At 65.2% G+C, this 19,642-nt stretch carries 18 protein-coding genes and 3 pseudogenes; 10 read left to right on the top strand and 11 right to left on the bottom strand.

The genetic code is table 11. From position 1 onward, the window contains the following. Nucleotides 1-180 precede the first annotated feature (180 nt). The 3 genes from HB724_RS20390 (at nucleotide 181) to HB724_RS04455 (ending at nucleotide 1,953) form a co-directional block, all read left to right on the top strand. Complete coding sequence (locus tag HB724_RS20390; RefSeq protein ID WP_256731314.1) at nucleotides 181-642, top strand: Fic family protein; 462 nt, start codon at nucleotides 181-183, stop codon at nucleotides 640-642. Between the two features lie 13 nt (nucleotides 643-655). Further along, a complete protein-coding gene (locus HB724_RS20395) occupies nucleotides 656-844 on the top strand; it encodes a DeoR family transcriptional regulator (protein WP_256731315.1) in 189 nt (62 codons plus the stop codon). A gap of 203 nt (nucleotides 845-1,047) precedes the next feature. Continuing rightward, a complete protein-coding gene (locus tag HB724_RS04455) occupies nucleotides 1,048-1,953 on the top strand; it encodes a LysR family transcriptional regulator (protein ID WP_213979707.1) in 906 nt (301 codons plus the stop codon). On the opposite strand, the gene HB724_RS04460 is transcribed toward HB724_RS04455, so the two are convergent. The 8 genes from HB724_RS04460 to HB724_RS04495 form a co-directional block, all read right to left on the bottom strand. Next, entirely contained in the window at nucleotides 1,942-2,619 is a 678-nt protein-coding gene (locus HB724_RS04460; protein ID WP_256731316.1) for a gamma-glutamylcyclotransferase, read from the bottom strand. The genes HB724_RS04455 and HB724_RS04460 overlap by 12 nt on opposite strands. Continuing rightward, nucleotides 2,616-3,008, bottom strand: coding sequence for a DUF427 domain-containing protein (locus HB724_RS04465; protein ID WP_213979709.1), 393 nt, complete (start codon nucleotides 3,006-3,008; stop codon nucleotides 2,616-2,618). The genes HB724_RS04460 and HB724_RS04465 overlap by 4 nt, the downstream gene beginning before the upstream one ends. A gap of 24 nt (nucleotides 3,009-3,032) precedes the next feature. Further along, the gene (locus HB724_RS04470; RefSeq protein ID WP_213979710.1) at nucleotides 3,033-4,580 is read right to left on the bottom strand and encodes an MFS transporter; all 1,548 of its coding nucleotides are present in this window, start codon (nucleotides 4,578-4,580) and stop codon (nucleotides 3,033-3,035) included. A 99-nt stretch (nucleotides 4,581-4,679) separates the two neighbouring features. After that, the gene (locus HB724_RS04475) at nucleotides 4,680-6,101 is read right to left on the bottom strand and encodes a TolC family protein (RefSeq protein WP_213979711.1); all 1,422 of its coding nucleotides are present in this window, start codon (nucleotides 6,099-6,101) and stop codon (nucleotides 4,680-4,682) included. 13 nt (nucleotides 6,102-6,114) lie between these two features. Then, a complete protein-coding gene (locus HB724_RS04480) occupies nucleotides 6,115-9,300 on the bottom strand; it encodes a multidrug efflux RND transporter permease subunit (RefSeq protein WP_213979712.1) in 3,186 nt (1,061 codons plus the stop codon). A 26-nt stretch (nucleotides 9,301-9,326) separates the two neighbouring features. Next, nucleotides 9,327-10,565, bottom strand: coding sequence for an efflux RND transporter periplasmic adaptor subunit (locus HB724_RS04485; RefSeq protein ID WP_213979713.1), 1,239 nt, complete (start codon nucleotides 10,563-10,565; stop codon nucleotides 9,327-9,329). 164 nt (nucleotides 10,566-10,729) lie between these two features. After that, on the bottom strand, nucleotides 10,730-11,416 hold the full coding sequence (locus HB724_RS04490; RefSeq protein WP_213979714.1) for an SDR family oxidoreductase: 687 nt from the start codon (nucleotides 11,414-11,416) through the stop codon (nucleotides 10,730-10,732). Nucleotides 11,417-11,932: 516 nt separating this feature from the next. Next, nucleotides 11,933-12,388, bottom strand: a complete 456-nt coding sequence (locus HB724_RS04495) for a hypothetical protein (protein ID WP_213979715.1) — start codon at nucleotides 12,386-12,388, stop codon at nucleotides 11,933-11,935. 862 nt (nucleotides 12,389-13,250) lie between these two features. Here HB724_RS04495 and HB724_RS04500 point away from each other — a divergent pair. Then, nucleotides 13,251-14,422 (top strand): annotated as a pseudogene (locus HB724_RS04500) (IS3 family transposase). A gap of 358 nt (nucleotides 14,423-14,780) precedes the next feature. Here HB724_RS04500 and HB724_RS04505 read toward each other — a convergent pair. Further along, complete coding sequence (locus HB724_RS04505; protein WP_213979770.1) at nucleotides 14,781-15,233, bottom strand: replication initiator protein A; 453 nt, start codon at nucleotides 15,231-15,233, stop codon at nucleotides 14,781-14,783. Between the two features lie 401 nt (nucleotides 15,234-15,634). Between HB724_RS04505 and HB724_RS20400 the strand changes: the two genes are divergently transcribed. Beyond that, complete coding sequence (locus HB724_RS20400; protein ID WP_256731317.1) at nucleotides 15,635-15,769, top strand: hypothetical protein; 135 nt, start codon at nucleotides 15,635-15,637, stop codon at nucleotides 15,767-15,769. On the opposite strand, the gene HB724_RS20405 is transcribed toward HB724_RS20400, so the two are convergent. Together HB724_RS20405 and HB724_RS20410 are read right to left on the bottom strand one after the other, a co-directional pair. After that, nucleotides 15,750-16,082, bottom strand: a complete 333-nt coding sequence (locus HB724_RS20405) for a type II toxin-antitoxin system RelE/ParE family toxin (protein ID WP_346344666.1) — start codon at nucleotides 16,080-16,082, stop codon at nucleotides 15,750-15,752. The two genes, HB724_RS20400 and HB724_RS20405, sit on opposite strands and share 20 nt — an antisense overlap. Nucleotides 16,083-16,098: 16 nt before the next feature. After that, nucleotides 16,099-16,224 (bottom strand): annotated as a pseudogene (locus HB724_RS20410) (hypothetical protein); the annotation flags it as partial. Between the two features lie 195 nt (nucleotides 16,225-16,419). Here HB724_RS20410 and rfbA point away from each other — a divergent pair. The 5 genes and pseudogenes from rfbA (at nucleotide 16,420) to HB724_RS04535 (ending at nucleotide 19,549) form a co-directional block, all read left to right on the top strand. After that, a pseudogene (gene rfbA, locus HB724_RS04515) lies at nucleotides 16,420-17,302 on the top strand (glucose-1-phosphate thymidylyltransferase RfbA). Further along, entirely contained in the window at nucleotides 17,299-17,853 is a 555-nt protein-coding gene (gene rfbC, locus HB724_RS04520; protein WP_213979716.1) for a dTDP-4-dehydrorhamnose 3,5-epimerase, read from the top strand. Before rfbA ends, rfbC begins: the two are co-directional and overlap by 4 nt. Before the next feature lie 195 nt (nucleotides 17,854-18,048). Further along, nucleotides 18,049-18,282: a sigma factor gene (locus HB724_RS04525; RefSeq protein WP_213979717.1), complete on the top strand. Its 234-nt coding sequence runs from the start codon at nucleotides 18,049-18,051 to the stop codon at nucleotides 18,280-18,282. Between the two features lie 24 nt (nucleotides 18,283-18,306). Next, entirely contained in the window at nucleotides 18,307-18,627 is a 321-nt protein-coding gene (locus tag HB724_RS04530) for a sigma-70 family RNA polymerase sigma factor (RefSeq protein ID WP_213979718.1), read from the top strand. Then, nucleotides 18,605-19,549: a FecR domain-containing protein gene (locus tag HB724_RS04535; protein WP_213979719.1), complete on the top strand. Its 945-nt coding sequence runs from the start codon at nucleotides 18,605-18,607 to the stop codon at nucleotides 19,547-19,549. The genes HB724_RS04530 and HB724_RS04535 overlap by 23 nt, the downstream gene beginning before the upstream one ends. Nucleotides 19,550-19,642: the final 93 nt, after the last annotated feature.

Raw genomic sequence — 19,642 nt, forward strand, 5'->3', positions numbered from 1 at the left:
CAATCCACGTTCAGTGGCTGGGGGAATTCGACGATTGGACGGGGTTTCGGCCCCCGCTTCTTGGGCAGCGCCGCTCTCCGCGGAACGGCTGTGGGCATGGCACGCTGCAATGTTCCCGACCGGTCGGAGTGGCATGACCCCGATAACCGTCGGGGGTGGCGCACCGACGCGAATGGACCCATGCAGGTGGTCTCGGGACCGATCGGCCGTGAGCGTGTCCATTATCAGGCGCCATCGGCTGCGGCTCTGGATCGCGAGATGGCGGCGTTCATTGGTTGGTTCGAGAGCGAAAAGGGCATCGATCCGGTCTTGAAGGCGGGCATCGCCCGTCTCTGGTTCGTGACCGTCCATCCATTCGACGATGGCAACGGCCGGATCGCACGCGCGATCGCCGATCTGGGGCTCGCACGCTCGGAAGGAAGCGCACAGCGCTTCTACAGCATGTCGACGCAGATCAGGGCGGAGCGGAAGGCCTATTATGCTCTGCTCGAGATGACCCAGAAGGCGGATCTCGACACCACGTCCTGGCTGGAGTGGTTCCTGGATTGCCTCGACCGGGCTTTCGACGGCCGAGCAGGCCCTTTCCTCGGTTCTCGCCAAAGCACGCTTCTGGGATCGTCATCACGAGACGTCACTCAATGAGCGTCAGCGTGCAATGATCAACCGGTTGCTCAATGGCTTCGAGGGAAAATTGAACACCTCGAAATGGGCCGAGCTCGCCAAGACGTCGAACGATACAGCGCTGCGCGATATCCAGGCTCTCGTCGAGAAAGGCATCCTCGTCCGTGACCAGGGCGGCGGCCGCAGCACCAGCTATTCGCTGGCTCAAGAAGCCACCCGTTGAGCTGGGATTGACCATCACGTACCCTCCGCCTTTTAGCGGGTGAAGCCGTAGAGACCGACGTCGCATTATCTGTCTCACCCCCTGCGGTTGGCTGATCCGCGACTGAAGATGACCCTTTGCTCTGCGATCGATCTTGCCGTGACTGCGCACGTTGCGGTGATAAAGTCAGCGCCAGCGCCTGCCTTGTCTCTTTGAGGTATCCAATGAATCGTTCAGCCCCGCCTATCCAGGACATCGCGATGTTCGTCGCGGTTGCGCAGAATGCGAGCTTCACCCGCGCCGCTGAACAGATGGCGACGAGCAAGTCCAATGTCGGCAAGGCGGTACAACGGCTTGAGGCGCGACTGGGCACCAAACTGTTCCAGCGCACGACACGTGCGGTGCGCCTGACCGAGGATGGCGAGACCTATCTCGAAGCGGCACGGACTGCGCTCGACGGGCTGGGCGAGGCCGAGATTGCGCTGGCGGCACGGCGCGAGGATCCGGTCGGCCGGGTGCGGCTCGACATCGCGGTTGGCCTCGGCATCGCCGTCATCCCGACCTTCGCGGCGCTGCGCGAGCGCTGGCCCCGGGTCACGCTCGACCTGTCGCTCAACGATCGCCAGGCCGATCCGGTGAAGGAAGGCTGGGACATTGTCGTGCGGATCGGCGAGCTTCCCGCCAGCGGCGAGATGACCGTGCGGCGGCTGTGCGGGCTGCGTAACTGCCTGTACGCCGCGCGCGCCTATCTCGACCGGCGTGGGCCGATCGCATCGGTTCAGGACTTGCGCGCGCAGGATGGCATCATCTTCCGCGCCAATTCCGGCCAGCTGCGCCCCTGGAGCGTGCCGGAGGGCGGGCGGCTCATCGAGATATCACCCAACGCGAGCGTGGTCGTCTCGGACGGACGCTCGATGATCGATTCGGTGCGCGCCGGCCTCGGCGTCGCGCAGATCTTCGACCGGGTCGCCGCGCCGTTCGTCGCGGCCGGCGAGATGGTGCATGTGCTGCCCGAGCTCGATGTCGATGGCCCGCCGGTCCATGCGCTCATCCCGCTCGGCCGCAGGATGCCGCCCAAGACCCGCGTCGTGCTCGATCATCTGGGCGAGGTGCTACGTTCACCGATTTAGCGCGGCTTCCACTTCGGCCGCGAGCTGTTCTATTTCGGCGTCGGGAATACCGCAGGCACGCAGGCCGTCGCGAGTCTGGAACAGATAGTCCGCCGAGCTGCCAAGACTGCCGCGCGCGGTGGCGAGCCGTTCCACGATCCGATCATGCGGCAGGTCGCCGGCATAGTTTGCGCTTGCCGGATCGATCGTGAAGGCAAGGCCGGCGCCGACGCGTTCGCCGTTGCTGTCGAGCAGATCCATCCAGCGCGGGACATAGGCGCCGGTCACCATCTCGCGACGCCAGAGCAACTCAAGCTCCGCCACGACATCGGCTTCATCGAGGCGCAGCGCGACGCCTTCGCATGACCCGCCTTCCTCGAGGGCGAGCACCAGGCCCGGTCGATCCGGCGAGCCACGCCCGAGCGGGCTGGTTAGGCAGAAGGCGCGATGCCACCCATCGATATGGGCGACGCGGCGCTCGACGCTGCGGATCGTCGGGTTCCACACCAGCGAGCCGTAGGCGAAGACCCAGGCCGGCCCCGCGGGGCGACTGGCCAGCGTGCACCGGAGGCTTTCGGAGCGCTCAGCGTCAGTCAACAGGCGCTGGCCGGGCGCATCGCTGGCCAGCATCGTCGCGAAGTCGCCGCTCTCCAGTAACGCGCGATAGCGGTGCTCGGGCGTGCTCATTGCACGTTCCCCAATTCCCATTCCTCGATCGAGACGATACGATCAGGATAGAAGGCGACATATCCGGCGATCTGCGCGACCGCCTCATAGGGCGCCTCGTAGGACCAGGCGATGTTGACCGCACGGTCACCAGCACCGGGGATGCTGAAATAGCTGGCATCGCCCTTGTAGGGGCAATGGGTCGTCAGCTCGGTACGCTCAAGCAGAGTGATGTCGACATCGGCGCGTGGCACGTAGAGCACGGCCGGATAGGCGGCTTCCTTGAGCGACAAAGCGCGGATGGTATCAGCAATCACGAGGCTACCGGCGCGCACGACGACGCGGGCGCGCTTGGGCTCGATCGTGATTGGATGGTCCTTGTTCGGGAGCTTCTGAAGCGGCTGGGTCATGATTTCTCTCCTGGAAAATGGGGGTCAGGCGGGCTGACATTCGGCGGAGGATGCGGCGTTCTCGGTGGCATGGGTGCGGCCGAGGAGCACGAAGGAGGCAATCGCCGACAGGACGGTGATCGCTGCAAGCGCCCAGGTGAGGCTCTGGAAAGCCTCGACATAGCCCTGGACGAGCAGCGCGCGGTCGAGTTGGGCCCCAAGCGTTTGGGCGTGGGCCAGGTCGCCATTGACCAGCCGGGCGCCGATCTCGCGAAGCTGGGCATCTGGGAGACCCTTGGCGGCGAGACGCTGGATGCCGAGGCTGGTGAGCCCCGCCAGTCCGGCGCTGACGATCGCCAGCGCAACGCCCTCGCTCGCCACCTTTGTGGTGTTGAAGATGCCGCTGGCCATGCCGGCGCGCTCCCTCGGTACGACCGTGACCGAGAGCGCGTCCATCAGGCCCCAGGGGACGCCGGCGCCCAGGCCGATCACGAGCATCGGCAGCGCGATCCACAGTCCATCGGCGGGCGTCATCATGCCGAGCCAGACCTGGCCGGCAGCCGCGATCAGCAGGCCGATACCGGTGAGGATGCCCGGCGAGACAAAGCGGCTGAGCGATACGGCGAGCGTCGGTACCACCAGCATCGGCGCGGAGAGCGCGAGCATCATCAGGCCTGCATCGATCTCGCTCTGCCCCTCGACGCCGATGAAGCGCAGCGGCAGCAGGATCAGCAGGACGACATAGCTGTAGCAGGTCGCGATCGGCAGCAGTTGTACGCCGACGAAGCGCGGGAAACGGAACAGGCTGAGGTCGAGCATCGGCCGAGCAACACGGCCCTCGACCCGGACGAACAATGCGGCGAGCAGGGCGGAAGCGGCGAGCGGCACTAGCACCAACGCGCTGGTCCAACCGCTCTCGGGCGCTTGGATCACCCCGAAGGTGAACAGCGACAGCGCCCCGGTGAAACTGAGCACGCCGGGCCAATCGAGGCCGGTCGCGTCAGGATCGCGGGTTTCGTGGAGCGTGCGGGCGCCCCAGGCGAGAGCGACCGCGCCGATCACCGTGCTGGTGACGAAGATCGACCGCCAGCCGAGCGTCTCGCTCAGCCAGCCCGCGATCATCGGGCCGAACGACAGGCCGATGCCGAAGGTGGTGCCGAGCATCGAGAAGGCGCGGATGCGGGCATGGCCGTCGAACTCCTGCGCCATCGCCGCCGACCCGCCGGCCAACGCCGCCGCGGCACCCACACCCTGCGCCGCGCGGAGCAGGTCGATCGCCCAGATCGACGGCGCGAAGCTCAGCAGCGCGGAGAAGATGACGAAGATGCCGACGCCGGCCAGGAACACGCGCTTGCGGCCATATTGGTCGGCGAGCGCGCCGGCGGTCATCAGCAGGCTGCCGAAGGTCAGCATGAAGGCGTTGGTGATCCAGGTCAGCGACGTCGCGCTGCCACCCAGGTCGCGGCCAATCGCCGGGGTGGCGACGGCGCCGCCCGAGAAGCTCAGCGGCAGGATCAAGGCGGCGAGGCAGACCGCGAAGACCACGGCGACGCCGCTGGCCTGGCGCGGGGCTTCGATAGGTGCGGCGTGCATGGCGGATTCCTCGATCGATGGTGCGATGCCGAGGTAGCGTTGCCTATTTGATGGATAAACTGGCCCGGAAGCGACGATATGTCGCCTCCGGAGCGACAGTCATTTGGCCGCGACCTGCGCCCGGCTTGCGGACTGCCAGCCACCCCCCAGCGCCTTGAACAGGTCGATCTGGGCATCGGCTACGCGGGCATCGGCCAGCGCGACCCGCGCCTCGGCATCGGCGGCGGTGCGTTCGGCGTCGATCACGACGAGGAAATCGACCTGGCCCTCGCGCTGGCGGGCGCGGACGATCCTGGCCGCGTCATTGGCCTGATCGCGCGAGGCGACCAGCCGGTGGCGCCGGTCGAGCGCCTTGGCATAAGCGGAAAGCGCGGTCTCGGTCTCCTCCAGCGCCCGCAGGACGGCGCCGTCGAATTGCGCGAGCGAGGCGTGTGTGTCGGCCCGAGCCTCGGCGATCTTCGCGCGGGCGGCGGACGGATTGGCATTCCAGCTTATCAGCGGCCCGAGCAGGAAGCGCAGCGGTCCGCCGGTGAGCAGGTCGCCGAACCCGGTGCTGGTCTGGCCGACCGATCCGCCGAGCGCGATATGCGGATAGAGGTCCGCTGTCGCGACGCCGATCCGGGCGGTGTCGGCCGCGAGCCGGCGCTCGGCCGCGCGGACATCGGGCCGGCGCTGGAGCAGCGCGGCGCCGTCCCCCACTGGAATCGGACGATCGATCAGCGGCAGCGTCTCCCGCGCGCCGGCCGAAGCGGGCAACTCCGCCGGCGCGCGGCCGGTGAGCGTGGCGAGACGGAATAAGGCCGCCTGGCGCTCGGCTTCGATCGCGGGAATCTCGGCAGCCTGCTGGTCGCGCAGCGATCCGATACGGAGCGTGTCGAGCTTCGTGGCGCGCCCCGCCTCGACCCGCTTGCCGGTGAGGCGCAGCGACTGATCGAGCAGCGCAACGCTGCGCTTCGCCACCGCCAGTCGGTGCGCGGCGGACGCGGCATCGACATAGGCTCGCGTCGTGTCCGCGACGATCGCGACACGGACGGCGTCCGCATCGGCTTGCGCTGCCGCCGCATCACCGCGTGCCGCTTCGATCCCACGCCGCACCCGGCCGAACAGATCGACCTCGTAGCTGACCGACAGGCCACCATCGACAAAGCCGGTCTCGCGATCTGCCCCGGGCAGCGCCTGCATTTCGGGTGCGCGCTGGTAGCCACCGGTGGCGTCGATCGAGCCCTGCGGCAGTCGATCGGCCCGCGCCGCCCGGAACGCGGCCTGTGCTCGCTCCAGCCGCGCCACCGCGACGCGGATATCGGTGTTGGCGGCGAGCGCGTCGGCGACGAGGCCATCAAGGATCGGATCCTCGTAAAGCTTCCACCAGTCGGTCACGGCCTCTGCGGTCGAGACCGCGGGCGAAGCGGAGCCGATCAGCGGGCCGGCCGAGGCGACCGGTGGCGACGGCGCGACATAAGAAGGGCCGGTGGCGCAGCTCGCGAGGAGCAAAGCGGTGAGGCTGATGAGTGCGGTACGCATGGGAAGTCCCTCCCTATTCGGCCGGCTGCAGGGCAGCATCGGCATTGAGGATCGGCCGGCGCCGGGCGAGCTTCTCGCCCAGCGTGCGGGTCACGACATAGAAGACGGGGGTGAAGACCAGTCCGAAGCCGGTGACGCCGAACATCCCGAAGGTGACGGCAGTGCCGAGTGCGGTGCGCAGCTCCGCCCCTGCCCCGTGCGCCAGCGCCAGCGGCACCGCGCCGAGGATGAAGGCGAAGCTGGTCATCAGGATCGGCCGCAGCCGCATCCGCGCCGCCTTCACTGCGGCATCGACGGCGGAGAGTCCCTCGCGCTCGGCCTGACGGGCGAACTCGACGATCAGGATCGCGTTCTTGGCGGCCAGCGCGATCAGCACGATCAGGCCGATCTGGGTGAGGACGTTATTGTCGAACCCGCGCAGGTTCACTCCCGCCATGGCCGCCAGGAGCGACATCGGCAGGATCAGGATGATCGCCAGCGGCATCATCAGGCTCTCGAACTGTGCCGCGAGCACGATGAAGACGAACACGATGGCGAGCGCGAACACGATCCCCGCGGTATTGCCCACCGTCTCCTGCTGATAGGCGATACCGGTCCATTCAAAGCCATAGCCGGCAGGCAGGATCTGGGCGGCCAGTTCCTTCATCGCCTTCAAGGAATGGCCCGAGGAATAGCCCGGCGCGGTGTCGCCATCGATCTCGACCGCGGGAAAGAGATTGTAGCGGGTGACGCGATAGGGCTCGGATTCGTCGTGGAAGGTCGCAAGGCTGCCGATCGGCACCATTCCGCCCAGATCCGAGCGGACCCGTAGATTGGCGATGTCGGCGGTCGTGCGGCGATAGGGCGCGTCGGCCTGGGCGGTCACGTGGAAGGTCCGGCCAAGCAGGTTGAAGTCGTTGACGAAGGCCGAACCGAGATAGACCTGCATCGCCTCGAACACGCGCTCGGGCTTCACGCCGAGCAGATCGGCCTTTTGCCGGTCGATATCGGCGAAGATGCTGGGCGAGGACGTGTTGTAGAAGGTGAAGATCTGGGCGAGGCCCTCGGCCTTGTTGGCCTTGCCGACCAGTTCGCCGGCGACCTTCCCCATGTCCTGATAGCCATGGCCGCTGCGGTCCTGCAGCATCATGCGATATCCGGTCGCCGCGTTGCCGCCGATGCCGGCGATCACGGGCGGCGAGGCGACGATCACCAGCGCCTGGTCGATATCGGCGGTCGCCTTGCGGACGTCGGCCATGATCGCCTGGTCGGTGCGCCCGGTCCTGCCGCGCTCGTGGAACGACTTGAGCGGGAAGAACACCACGCCGCTGTTCGGCGCCAGCGTCGAGGACAGGCCGTCCATGCCGGTGAATGTCTCGGCATGGGCGATGCCGTCGATCTTGAGGCCGCGCTTCGCGATCTCCTTGACCACCGCATCGGTGCGCTGGAGCGACGAGCCCGGAGGAAGCTGGGCGAGGACGGCGAAATAGCCCTGGTCCTGGAGCGGTACGAAGCCGCTGGGGGTGGCCCAGAACAGGCCGACGGTCAGTGCTATCAGCACCGAATAGATCGCCATCATCCGGCGCGGCATCAGCACCAGCTTGCGGGTGAGCGCGCCATAGCGCTCGCTCAGCCGGTCGAAGCCGTCGTTGAACCAGTCGGCCGCACCCTGGGTGTAGCGATGCCAGCCCTTCGGATCCTCGTGGCGGTGCGATGCCTTGAGCATCAGCGCCGACATGGCGGGCGAGAGAGTCAGCGACAGGATCAGCGAGAAGATCGTCGCGGTGCCGATCGTGACGGCGAACTGCTTGTAGAACTCGCCCGACAGGCCCGTGATGAACAAGGTCGGCACGAACACGGCGCACAGCACGAGCACGATCGCCACCAGCGCGGTCGAGACCTCGTCCATTGAGGCGCGGGCAGCCGCGAGCGGAGTCATCCCGTTCTCGAGGTTGCGCTCGACATTCTCGACCACGACGATCGCGTCGTCGACGACGATGCCGATGGCGAGGACGATGCCGAACAGCGAGAGGTTGTTGATCGAGTATCCCATCGCCAGCAGCACGGCACAGGTGCCGAGCACCGAGACGGGGATCGCGAGCACCGGGATCAGCGCCGCGCGCCACTTCTGGAGGAAGACCAGGATCACGAGGATGACGAGGATCGTCGCCTCGAACAGCGTGTAGAAGCCGGCGTTGATCGAATCGACCACGAAGCTCGTCGGATCATAGGCGATCCGGTATTCGAGGCCGGCCGGGAAGCTCTTCGAGAGCGTCTTCATTGTCGAATAGACCGCGGCCCGGGCGCGCACCGCATCGCCGCCCGGGCGTGCCAGCATGTTGAGGATCGCGGTCGGCTGTCCGTTCAGGTAGGTCACGGCCGCATAATTGTCGGTGCCGAGCTCGACCCGCGCGACGTCCTTCACATGCACCTGGCGGCCATCGGGATCGGTGCGGATCACGATGTCGGAGAACTGCTCGGGCGTGGTCAGGCGGCCCTGCGTCCGCACATTGACCTGGAAGGCATCGTCCGGCCCGGCCGGCGCCTGGCCGAGCTTGCCCGCGGCCACCTGGACGTTCTGCGCCCGCAGCGCAGCGACGATCTCGCCGGCGGTCAGGTCGAGCGCGGCGGCACGGTTGGGGTCGATCCAGACGCGGATCGAATAGTCGCGGCCGCCCGCCATCAGGTCGACATTGCCGATGCCGTCGATACGGCTCAGCGGGTCGAGCACCTGGGTGCGCGCATAGTTCATGATGTACTCGGCGTCACGCGAGCCGTCGGGCGAGACCAGGTTCACCGCCATCAGGATCGACGGCGAGATCTTCCTGGTCTCGATGCCGAGCCGCTGCACTTCCTCGGGGAGGCGCGGCAGCGCGGTGGCGACGCGGTTCTGCACCAGCACCTGCGCCTTGTCGGGGTCGGTGCCGACCTTGAAGGTGACAGTGATCGTCAGCTTGCCGTCGCCGGTCGATTGCGACGACTGGTAGAGCATGTCGTCGACGCCGTTGATCGCCTGCTCGACCGGCGCGGCGACGGTCTCGGCGACGGTCTGGGCGTTGGCGCCGGGATAGCTGGCGGTGACGGTCACCGTCGGCGGCACGATGTTGGGATATTGCGAGACCGGCAGCGCGAAATAGGCGATGGCGCCGACAATGGCGATCGCGAGCGCAAGCACGCCCGCGAAGATCGGCCGGTCGATGAAGAAGCGTGCGATACGCATGGTGGCTCTCCTTGCGAAAAAGGGCGTCAGTTCGACGCGAGCGTGGCTTCGCCGGCACTGGACGCGGCGGCTGCGGGGGAAGTGTCGGGGGTGGCGGCGAAGCTGCCGGCCTTGGGCTGGACCTTGGCGCCGGGAGCGGCAGCGGGGATCCCGCCGATGACGACGCGCTCGCCCGGCTTCAGCCCGGCATTGATGACGCGCAGCCCGTCCACGACCGGGCCGAGCTTGACGATGCGCGGCTCGACCTTGTCGTCGCGGCCGACGACGAGCACGAGCTTGCTCGCCTGGTCGGTCTGGATCGCGGTATCGGGGACGAGCAGCGCCCGGCCGCGGCCGCTTCCCATCCGCATGTTGCCGAACAGGCCGGGAGTCAGCACGCCGTCGGGATTGGCGATCACCGCACGGCCGCGGATCGTGCCCGAGCGGGGATCCACGCCATTGTCGGTGAAGTCGAGCTTGCCCTTCCAGCGATAGCCGGTCTCGTCCTGGAGACGCACCTCGACGGTGCCGCCGCCCGCCTGTTGCCGCTTGGCCTTCAGGAACAGCCCCTCCGACGCATCGAAGGCGAAGTAGATCGGATCGAGCGCATTGATGGTGGTCAGCAATGTCGCCGCCGTCCCCTCCCCGCCCGACACCAGATTGCCGACATCGATGCGGCGGTCGGAGATGCGGCCGGCGATCGGCGCGCGGACCTGGGTGAACTCCATGTCAAGCGCGCGGGCACGGACACGCGCCTCGGCGGCGGCGAGCGCGGCTTCCGACGCGGTCACGCGGCTGCGTAGCGTCTCGACCTCGCTCGCGGCGATGGCGTCGTCGGCCTGGAGGCGGACGGCGCGCTGATAGTCCGACCGCGCAAGCGACAGCGCACTGCGGGCGCTGGCGACGCCGGCCTGCGCCTCGGCGAGCGCAGCCTGATAGGGGCGCGGATCGACAGTGAAGAGAAGCTGGCCTTTCGCGACCATCTGCCCGTCGTGGAAATGGATGGCGGTGATCGCGCCGCCAACGCGGGGCCGCACCTCGACCGCCTGGCTCGCGGCGAAGCGGCCGACATAGTCGTCCCACTGGTCGATGTTGCGCACCAGCGGCTGGGCGACGGTGACGACCGGCACCGGAGCGGACGACGCCGCAGGCGCCTCATGGACCAACGTCGCGCCGATGCCCGCGGCAATGGCGAGCAACGGCGCGGCGATCAGGGCGCTCTTGCGCCAGCGGAGTGCGAGGCTGGGCCGGGCGGCCACGAGCGTCTCGGGAACGTGCATGTTCATGTCGACCTCTTCGCGCCGCCAGTCGGCGCCCTTGGCTTGGAAAGGGGTGGGAGGACCGCCGAGGGATGGGGGCGGGCGATCCTCCCGAGGCCAAAATGGCCTGCGCCGTCAGGTGGATAAAGCCGTCGGTAAACTACGCTCTGTAGCTTCAGCGACGACAATCATCAGGCGATGGACTCCACGACGCCGCCATCGACCCGAAGCGCGGCGCCAGTGGTCGCAGAGGCCAGCGGCGAGGCGACATAGACCGCCAGATTAGCGACTTCCTCGACCGTGGCCGGGCGCTGGAGGATCGAGCTGGGCCGCTCGGCGCGGATGAAATCACGGGCGACTTCGTCGATCGACTTGCCGGACTTGGCCTGCTCATCTTGCAACAGCGCGACCAGACCTTCCGAAAGCGTCGGCCCGGGCAGGATGGCGTTGACGGTGACACCGGTACCGGCGGCGCGCTTGGCGAGCCCGCGCGAGATCGTGAGATAGGCGGTCTTGGTCATCGCATAGTGGATCATGTCGGCAGGGATCTGGAGCGATGCCTCGGACGACAGGAACAGCACGCGTCCCCAGTTCCGTTCGATCATGCCGGGCAGGTAGGCGCGCGAAAGGCGCACGCCCGACATCACATTGACGTCGAACATCTGCTGCCATTCGGCGTCTTCGATGTCGAAGAAGTCGCGCTGGCGGTAGATGCCGACATTGTTGACCAGGATGTCGGCATAGGGCTCGGCGGCGACCAAAGCGACAGCGCCCTCGGCTGTGCCCAGATCGGCGGCAACGCCGCGAACATCGACGCCGGGGACGGCGGCCCGTATCCGGATGACGATCAGGACGTTGCCGAGCTGTTCGCCACCCACGTCTTTGGTCCGGTCGCGCTAATGAAAGCGATGCTGCCCAGGATGCGCGCGCGGCGGCAATCCCTGGTTTCAGGAGGCCCTGGTTGAGCGACCTTGGACTAAGCCGCCTGCGCTCGTACCGGAAGACTGGCCAGACCTCGCGGACTGAAGTCGTCAAGCCGCTTGCCGATGTCGGATGCCGCATCGGTTCCGCCATGACCGGGCTATGTTGGGTCGGCTGAAAAAGCAACTGATCGATGAATATGCACACATCCGTTGCTGCCAAAGCGGATCACGCGACCCGTAACGCTTGGGAAGAGGCTCTCGCAAAGCACGATGCCGCCCAGCGTGTGCAGCTTCGCTAGCCGATGCTATCCATAACGGCGCGCACGATGCTCGCCGTTCCCTTGCCTTGAGCCCATATCGGCTCGCCGGTCGGAAGCGCATCCTTCACGCAATAGAATGCCTGATGACTACTGCTCTTCCACGCAAAGATGAAAAGGTCGGCTGCCTTCGCGAGGCTCGTGAGTTGCGCCGTCACACGAGGTCCGAATTGACCGCGACCTTGCAGCCCGGAAACATATGCTTGAGCGTCCGCTTGGTGCGGCTGCCACCGGCTTCCGCGAGCGTGTAGATTCCGATCGTTTTGCCAGCGAGATCCGGAAGCGCCTTTTCGGCGGCATTCTCAGCAGCGGTTCGGTTAAGACCAGCAAGCGCTTCCGACTCGACCCGGTAATCCTGGGCGAGATAGTCGATCGGTAGGAGGTCCGGCGGACCCAGCCGATGCGCAAAACCTTGAGCCTGCCCAATCACCTGCAAGAAGAAGCGCAGTCGAGCCTCGCGCGCAGCTTCCGACGCGGCCGGTGCAACGGCGAGAATTTCACAGACATCCAGGCTCCAGGGCAGGTGTGCATACGATCCCATGCGCGTCTGAATTTCATCCAGGTCGCCAATCAGCCCCTCGTATTCGTCGCTGGATAGTCCGAATTCCAAAAGACGTGCGAGCAGTTGGCCAGGAGGTCGAGGTCCACGCGCGAAAGCGACTCGTCCATGGGGATAAGCATGAAGAGCATCGCGGCGAGAGGCTTGGTGGTGGGCGACACGTCTTCACCGGGGGGAAAGAAGGCACCGAATATCTGCGGGATGGATCGCCGGACAAGGGATGCGGCATCGCCGTTCAGATTGCCCAGCAGGTCTGCGAGTTCCTTCGATTTCGCAGCGTTGGTCCTGAAGGGGCACTGTCCCAACCCGTCACAGCATTCGCGACCGCCAATTCCGCGCCGTGCAGATCCACGCCCGTGCGCAATTGATCGGCCCAGAAGAGAACCTAATAAATATCGACATCAATTTGAGAAGATTTCTCTAACTAAAATTGAAGTCAATTTTATAACACCAAATACACTCGTTTTATAACACGCGGACGCGGTTCGAGTCCTTGGTCACTGACCTACATCTAAAATTTTCCGACGGCTCTTCTATACTTCTACACTGCCACCGTGTCCATACGGATGTCCTCGGATTTATCGCTCTGACTTGATTGAGCGGTTGGACTCACATTCTGGAAGATCGATCTGGATTCCTCCTTGTGGTCATCGAGAACGAGTATCCGACACGCTTCTGGCGCGCACAAATCGGCTTCCACCAATCTGCTTGCCTTCATCTGATTGCGCAGTTGACCTGCTCGCGGATTTTCAGCCGGGCTTGGCGTCGTTCACCCGCTCCTGGATCTCCGCAATGCTCCCGCTCACCGTCTCGAAGCTGGGCGCCGATCCGAAGATCATACCCGACATCGTGAGGTGGTGCCGGTTTTCTGGACAGGTCGCTAAGCTAATCCCGACGTGAGGAACGGACGGGAATGAAGACGACGAGGAAGCGCTACGGCGCGGATTTCAAGGCGAAGGTGGCGCTGGAGGCGATCCGTGGGGATTTGACCCTGGCGGAGTTGGCGGCGAAGCATGGGGTGCACCACACGATGATCGCGGCATGGAAGCGCCAGGCGATCGAGGGGATGTCGGCTACGTTCTCCGGTGCTGGCGAAGCGGCCAGGGCGGCCAGCGACGCGGAAGTGGACAAGCTGCACGCCAAGATCGGCCAGTTGCTGGTGGAGCGGGATTTTTTAGCGAAGGCCTCCGGTCGATGAGCGTGGCGCGGAGGCGGGAGTGGATCGACCCTGCTCACGACGATCTGTCGATCACGGCGCAATGCCGGCTGCTGTCGATCAGCCGGTCGAGCTACTATTATGCGCCGGTGCCGGCGACGGAGGAGACGCTGGCGCTGATGCGGGTGATTGACGCGTCGTTCCTCGACATGCCGTGGTATGGCAGCCGCCAGATGGTCCGGCATCTGCGGCGTGAGGGTTATGACGTTGGCCGGCGCCGGGTGCGGCGGCTGATGGGCATGATGGGGCTCTCGCCCATCTACCAGCGGCCCCGCACGAGCGATCGGCACCCGTAGCATCGGGTCTATCCTTATCTGCTGCGCCGGTTGGCGATCGAACGGCCGAACCATGTCTGGTGCGCGGACGTTACATATATCCCGATGCGGAGAGGCTTCCTCTACCTGGTCGCGATCATGGACTGGGCGACCCGCAAGGTGCTGGCGTGGCGGCTGTCGAACACCATGGACGCGGGCTTCTGCGTCGCGGCGCTGGAGGAAGCGCTGGGGCGCTTCGGTCGGCCCGAGATCTTCAACACGGACCAAGGTAGCCAGTTTACCAGCTTCGCGTTCACCAGCGTGCTGCGAGATGCCGAGGTGAGGATCAGCATGGATGGCCGGGGGCGATGGATGGACAACGTCTTCATCGAGCGCCTGTGGCGCTCTCTCAAATATGAGTGCGTCTATCTGCACGCCTTCGAGACCGGCTCCGAGCTACGCGCTGGCCTCAGCCGGTGGATCACCTATTATAATCACCAGCGACCCCACTCGGGTCTGGCCGGGCAAACCCCGGCGGAGGCCTATAGGCGGATCGGCGTATCAGATCATGGGGGGCATGCCCCCCATGATCTGATGACCAAAATGGCGGCATGAACGACAACCAGGATTAGCTTAGCTCAGTCGCAAAACTGTCCAAAAAGGCGGGACCACCTCAGTTATCTGATAGGAGACGACGGGAACCCGGATCGACGTTTGGCGACGTCACTCCCTATAGCCTTGGGGTGCCCGGCCTTCGTGCCGGGCTTTCCTTTATGTGGTCACAGCCATTCCGTTGTTCGCTCACTGCCGGCCAAATGCCGGCATCGGCAAATCTCGCAGTTAAAATCCAACAAAGAAAGCGCCTGTGGTTCGTGATTTCGGATATCAATTCGCGCGGCCAGCCGAATCGGCCCCGGCATCCTGCGTTTCCGATTCGGACGATGCGGGCAGCGCCGCTTCGTGCGGGCGATAATCACCACCCGCACCGGGGTGGCGCGGCGGCGTCCTCGACCAGCTCGACATGATAGTCGGGGATTGCGTCCGCTTGGGCTATCCCCTTCATTGCAGAGCGAAAATTCGGCAGCGGGTTCTGATAGCCGACCTGCAGGCGGAAGGTCGCGAGATCCACTTCAAGCCGGCCATCCTCGGCGGTCGTGCGTGCCACCTCGTAGATGCGCCGCTCGATCGGGCCGAGCTGGAAATATGCGGCGGCATAGTTGAGCATCTGGCGATCGCGCAGGATCGCGCGATAGAGCCAGTGCGTAGCCGGACCTTCACCGCCTTCAGCCGGCGCTCGCCGGCGCGGGTGGTGCTGTAATGAAGCTGCCTCGGACAGCCAGGAGAAAAAGCCCTCCTCGCCCTCGCCGCCGGCCTCGATATTGGTCTTGACTTGGGTGCCCTGCCGCCGCCCCAGCGCCTCGGACAGCCGGGCATAGGGGTTTCATCCAGGCGGTCTTCGACAAAGAGAAGAAGGGAAAGGCCATCAGCGAGCGCTCGCTACGAGTCTCGCCCTTCAAGGGGCTGTCCAGCTGGAACAGTCACGCTACGATTGGGGGGATTGCTAGGAGGGCGGGGTGGGGCGAGTCGTTCCATATATTTCCTACTCGAAAGCACGAACTTTTGGGACCACAATCACACAGTGCGAGAGGAAAAGCCCGGATCCGGGTGCAAAGTTCGTGCTTTCGAGTAGGAAATGCTCCAGGCTGGCGCGGCGCATTCCGGGGGGGGGATAGGACGGATTTTTTATGGATTAGGTTCCACATCCGCAACGGATCTGTCTAGAAATGGGTATGGTCGTCAATCGCTTCGAAAATCGAAGGTACGTCATTGTCTCGTGAACTCATCGCCTATGGCCTGATCGCCATTTCCCTCCTTGGCCTCTCGATCTGGGGCAGCCTAGCCTGGCGGCGCCGTCGGCGCGTGAAGCTGCGGCGGCAGGGCATCAAGACCTACGGCCACTGAGGAGCCCTAAGATCGCCGCATGGTCCCGCGCACCATGCAGGACGTGCAGCACCGCCACCTTTTCGGCCGCCTCCTGGTAGAAGATCAGATAGTCGCCGTGCATGCGCCGGCGGATGCCCTGGGCCTCGTATCGAGGGACCAGGGGGAACCTCCTGGGGAAATCGGCGAGCCCAAGACACTTGCCGCGCAGCTCGGCCGTGAAGCGGATGGCCCGCTCGGGATTGTCCCGGGCAATATGATCGCCGATCGCCTCGATGTCGGCCTCGGCCTCCGCCGTGGACGATCTTCGGTGCCGCGGGTCATCGCGCGATATTTGGCTTCGAGCCGGTCTAAGACTTCGGACGCCGACTTCGTGCGCCCGCCTGCGCCTCGGCCAGGCCGCGCGCGATCGACGCGTTCAGCGCCGCCAGCCGCGTCTCCCGATCCTGGGTGAGCCTTACGCCTTCGCGCAGGACTTCGCTCTTGGAGTTGTAGCGCCCCGTCGCGACGAGTTGCGCGACAAAGGCTCGAGCTGCTTCCCGAGATCGGCACTAATCATGCAGGGGTGTGGCGCTACAGTTCTTTTCGAGACAGCATCGGCGAACAGGGTGGGCAGCCACCGCCAACTCGGATAAACGCCGCCTCTCGATCACCAAGGGGCATATTCGCAAATGAAGGGCATTATCTTGGCAGGAGGCAGCGGCACTCGCCTGTACCCCGCCACGCTGTCGATCTCGAGGCAGTTGCTGCCGGTCTTCGACAAGCCGATGATTTATTATCCGCTGTCGGTGCTGATGCTGGCCGGCATCCGCGAGATCCTCATCATCTCCACGCCGCGCGACCTGCCGATGTTCGAGGCGCTGCTGGGCGACTGATCCGAATTCGGCGTGCAGTTCAGCTATGCGGTGCAGCCCCAGCCCAACGGCCTGGCGGAAGCCTTCGTCATCGGCGCCGATTTCGTCGGTGGCCAGCCCAACGCGCTGATCCTGGGCGACAATATCTATCACGGCGCGAACATGGGCGACAAATGCAAGGCCGCCGTGGCCGAAGCGGAAAAGGGCGGGGCGAACGTCTTCGCCTATCATGTCGACGATCCGGAGCGCTATGGCGTCGTCTCGTTCGACGAGACCGGCCGCGCGCTCAGCGTCGAGGAGAAGCCGGCCGATCCCAAGTCCAACTGGGCGATCACCGGCCTCTATTTCTACGACAAGGACGTGACCGACCTCGCCCGCTCGATCCGTCCCTCGGCGCGCGGCGCGCGGCGAGCTCGAGATCACCGACGTCAACCGCATCTATATGGAGCGCGGCGATCTGACCATCACCCGGCTCGGCCGCGGCTATGCCTGGCTCGATACCGGCACGCATGAGAGCCTGCACGAGGCCGGCTCGTTCGTCCGCATGATCGAGCATCGCACCGGCATCAAGATCGCCTGCCCCGAGGAGATCGCGCTGGGCGCTGGCTGGCTGGGCGCGGACCAGGTGCTCGCCCGCGCGGCTAAGCTCGGCAAAACCGGCTATGCCGCTTATCTCAAGAAACTGGTGACCCAAGCATGACCGAATTCCGCCGTCTCGCCATTCCCGAGGTCATCGAAATCCTGCCGGTAAAGCAGGGCGATCATCGCGGTTTCTTTTCCGAAGTATACAAGCGCTCGGCTTTCGAGGCCGAGGGAATCTCGATCGACTGGGTACAGGACAATCAATCGCTAAGCGCCGAGCCCGGTACGGTGCGCGGGCTGCATTTCCAGGCGCCGCCCTTCGCCCAGGCCAAGCTGGTTCGCGTATTGCGCGGCGCGATCTTCGACGTGGCGGTCGATATCCGCCGCGGCTCGCCGAGCTACGGGCAATGGGTCGGGCTCGAGCTGTCGTCCGAGAAGTTCAACCAGTTGCTGATACCGGCCGGCTTCGCGCACGGCTTCATGACGCTGACCCCGGATGTCGAGGTGCTCTACAAGGTGGACGCGCCCTATGCGCGCGAGTGCGAAGGCGCGATCCGGTGGAACGATCCCGAACTGGCGATCGAATGGCCGGCGAGCGTGGAGCCCGTACTGTCGGCGAAGGACGCCGAAGCGCCAGGATTTGCAGGGTTTGAGAGCCCATTCGACTGATAGGTGACGGTTATCGCCCTAGGCTTCTGAACGGATACGCGATCGGCTTTCCCGGTCAGGCGTGGCATTAGGCGCCCCTCCGCCTTCCAGCGGCGTAGGCATGTCATCAACCCGTCACGGGTGCGGTTGAGGGAGCCTCCTGTTCCTCACGCCGATTCGGCTTGCGGCAGTCCAGCAACGCAATTGGCCGTATCGATGATCGCCCATCGCAACAGTATCTCGATATGGGTGGCGCATGAGATCCTGCCCCATGAAGGCGCCGCGCGGAGCTGGCTCGCTCGGCGCTGGGGCAACACGATCGATGTCGATGACGTGATCCAGGAGACCTGTTGCCGGCTCTCCGCGCTGAAATCGATAAGCCATATCGTCAGCCCCAAAGCCTATTTCCTGCGCACGCTGCACAGCGTCGCCGTCGATATGGTGCGCTAGGCGAAGGTCGCGAACTTCACGGCCATGACGGATGACGAATGGATCGACGTCCTTGATAATGAACCGACCGCCGATCGGGCCGTGGAAGCCAGCCAGGAACTGCAGCGCGTCAACGGGCTTTTATCCGCGCTCTCCTCGACTTGCCGCCGGGTGATCGAATTGCGGCGTTTCGATGGGCTGTCGCAGAAGGAAACGGCCCGGCAACTGGGCGTGAGCGAGAACGTCGTTGAGAATCACATTGCGCGCGGGCTGAAGCGGGTGCTCAAAACGGTCGCGGACCAGGACGCCGAAACAGAAGCGCAAGAACGAGAGGTACGTCTGATTGTCCAACCTCGATCCCACTGATCCGGACGATGAGGCTGTCCGCTGGGCCACGCACGCGGCCTATGGCGAGATGACCGACGCGACCCGTTCCGAGCTTGAGGCGTGGCTGAATGCCGATCGCCGGCATCGGGGCGCGTTTTTCCGTGCCCAGGCGGGACTGTGCGCGATGGAAGACGCCGTCGGGCAGGCGCACGTCGGGCGGGGGGCAACGACAATGAGCGCCGGACGGGATTTGCCGGCTTCCCCACGGCCGCCCGGCGCTGGGGCCGTCGCGTCGCCATCGGCGGCGGCGCTTTCGGCGGTCGGCGTGCCGATCTTTCCCGCCGGCCAGGTCGCGCAGGCCGATCATGTCGTGAAGCTCAAGGACGGGTCGATCGTGACGCTGGGCAGCGAGGGAAGGATCGAAGTCGCGATTTCGGACAGCGCGCGCCAGATCGTCCTGCTGAGCGGAGAGGCGCGGTTCAAGGTGGCGAAGGACACGCACCGGCCCTTCGTGGTGCGATCGGGCGCGGTGTTCGCCCAGGCGACCGGCACCGAATATTCCGTGAAGCGCTTCGGCCGCTTCGGCGGCACGGTCAGCGTGCGCGAGGGGCGCGTGCTGGTCTGGGAGCGCGGGGAGGGCGACCAGGCGGTCCTGCTGCGGGCTGGCGCCAGCCTGAAGCTCGATCCCGGACCCAACCTGCCGCCGATCAGACCGGTTCCCACGCCGCTGCCGCAACTGGCGCAGATCCGGATCAAGGACGAGCCGATCGCCATGGCCGTCGCCCGTTTCAATCGCATCAATCGGACCCAGATCGTGCTGGACGACCCCAAATTCGGGAAGAAGCGCATCATCGGCCTGTTCAAGGCAAATGAGCCCGAGCAGTTCGCCGAGGCGGCCGCAGCGCTTGTTGGCGCCGAAGTCCTGTATCGTGACGGTCAGATTGTAATCAAAACGAAATAAATAGTTCTTCCTGAATTAATATTCGGCCACCCGACGGAATTTCGAACGCGCGGCTGTCTCCTTGTTTGAGAACATCAAGAAAGGGGTCTCCAT

Origin of the sequence: Sphingomonas sp. dw_22, assembly GCF_018449795.1 — a bacterium.
GTDB lineage: Bacteria > Pseudomonadota > Alphaproteobacteria > Sphingomonadales > Sphingomonadaceae > Sphingomonas.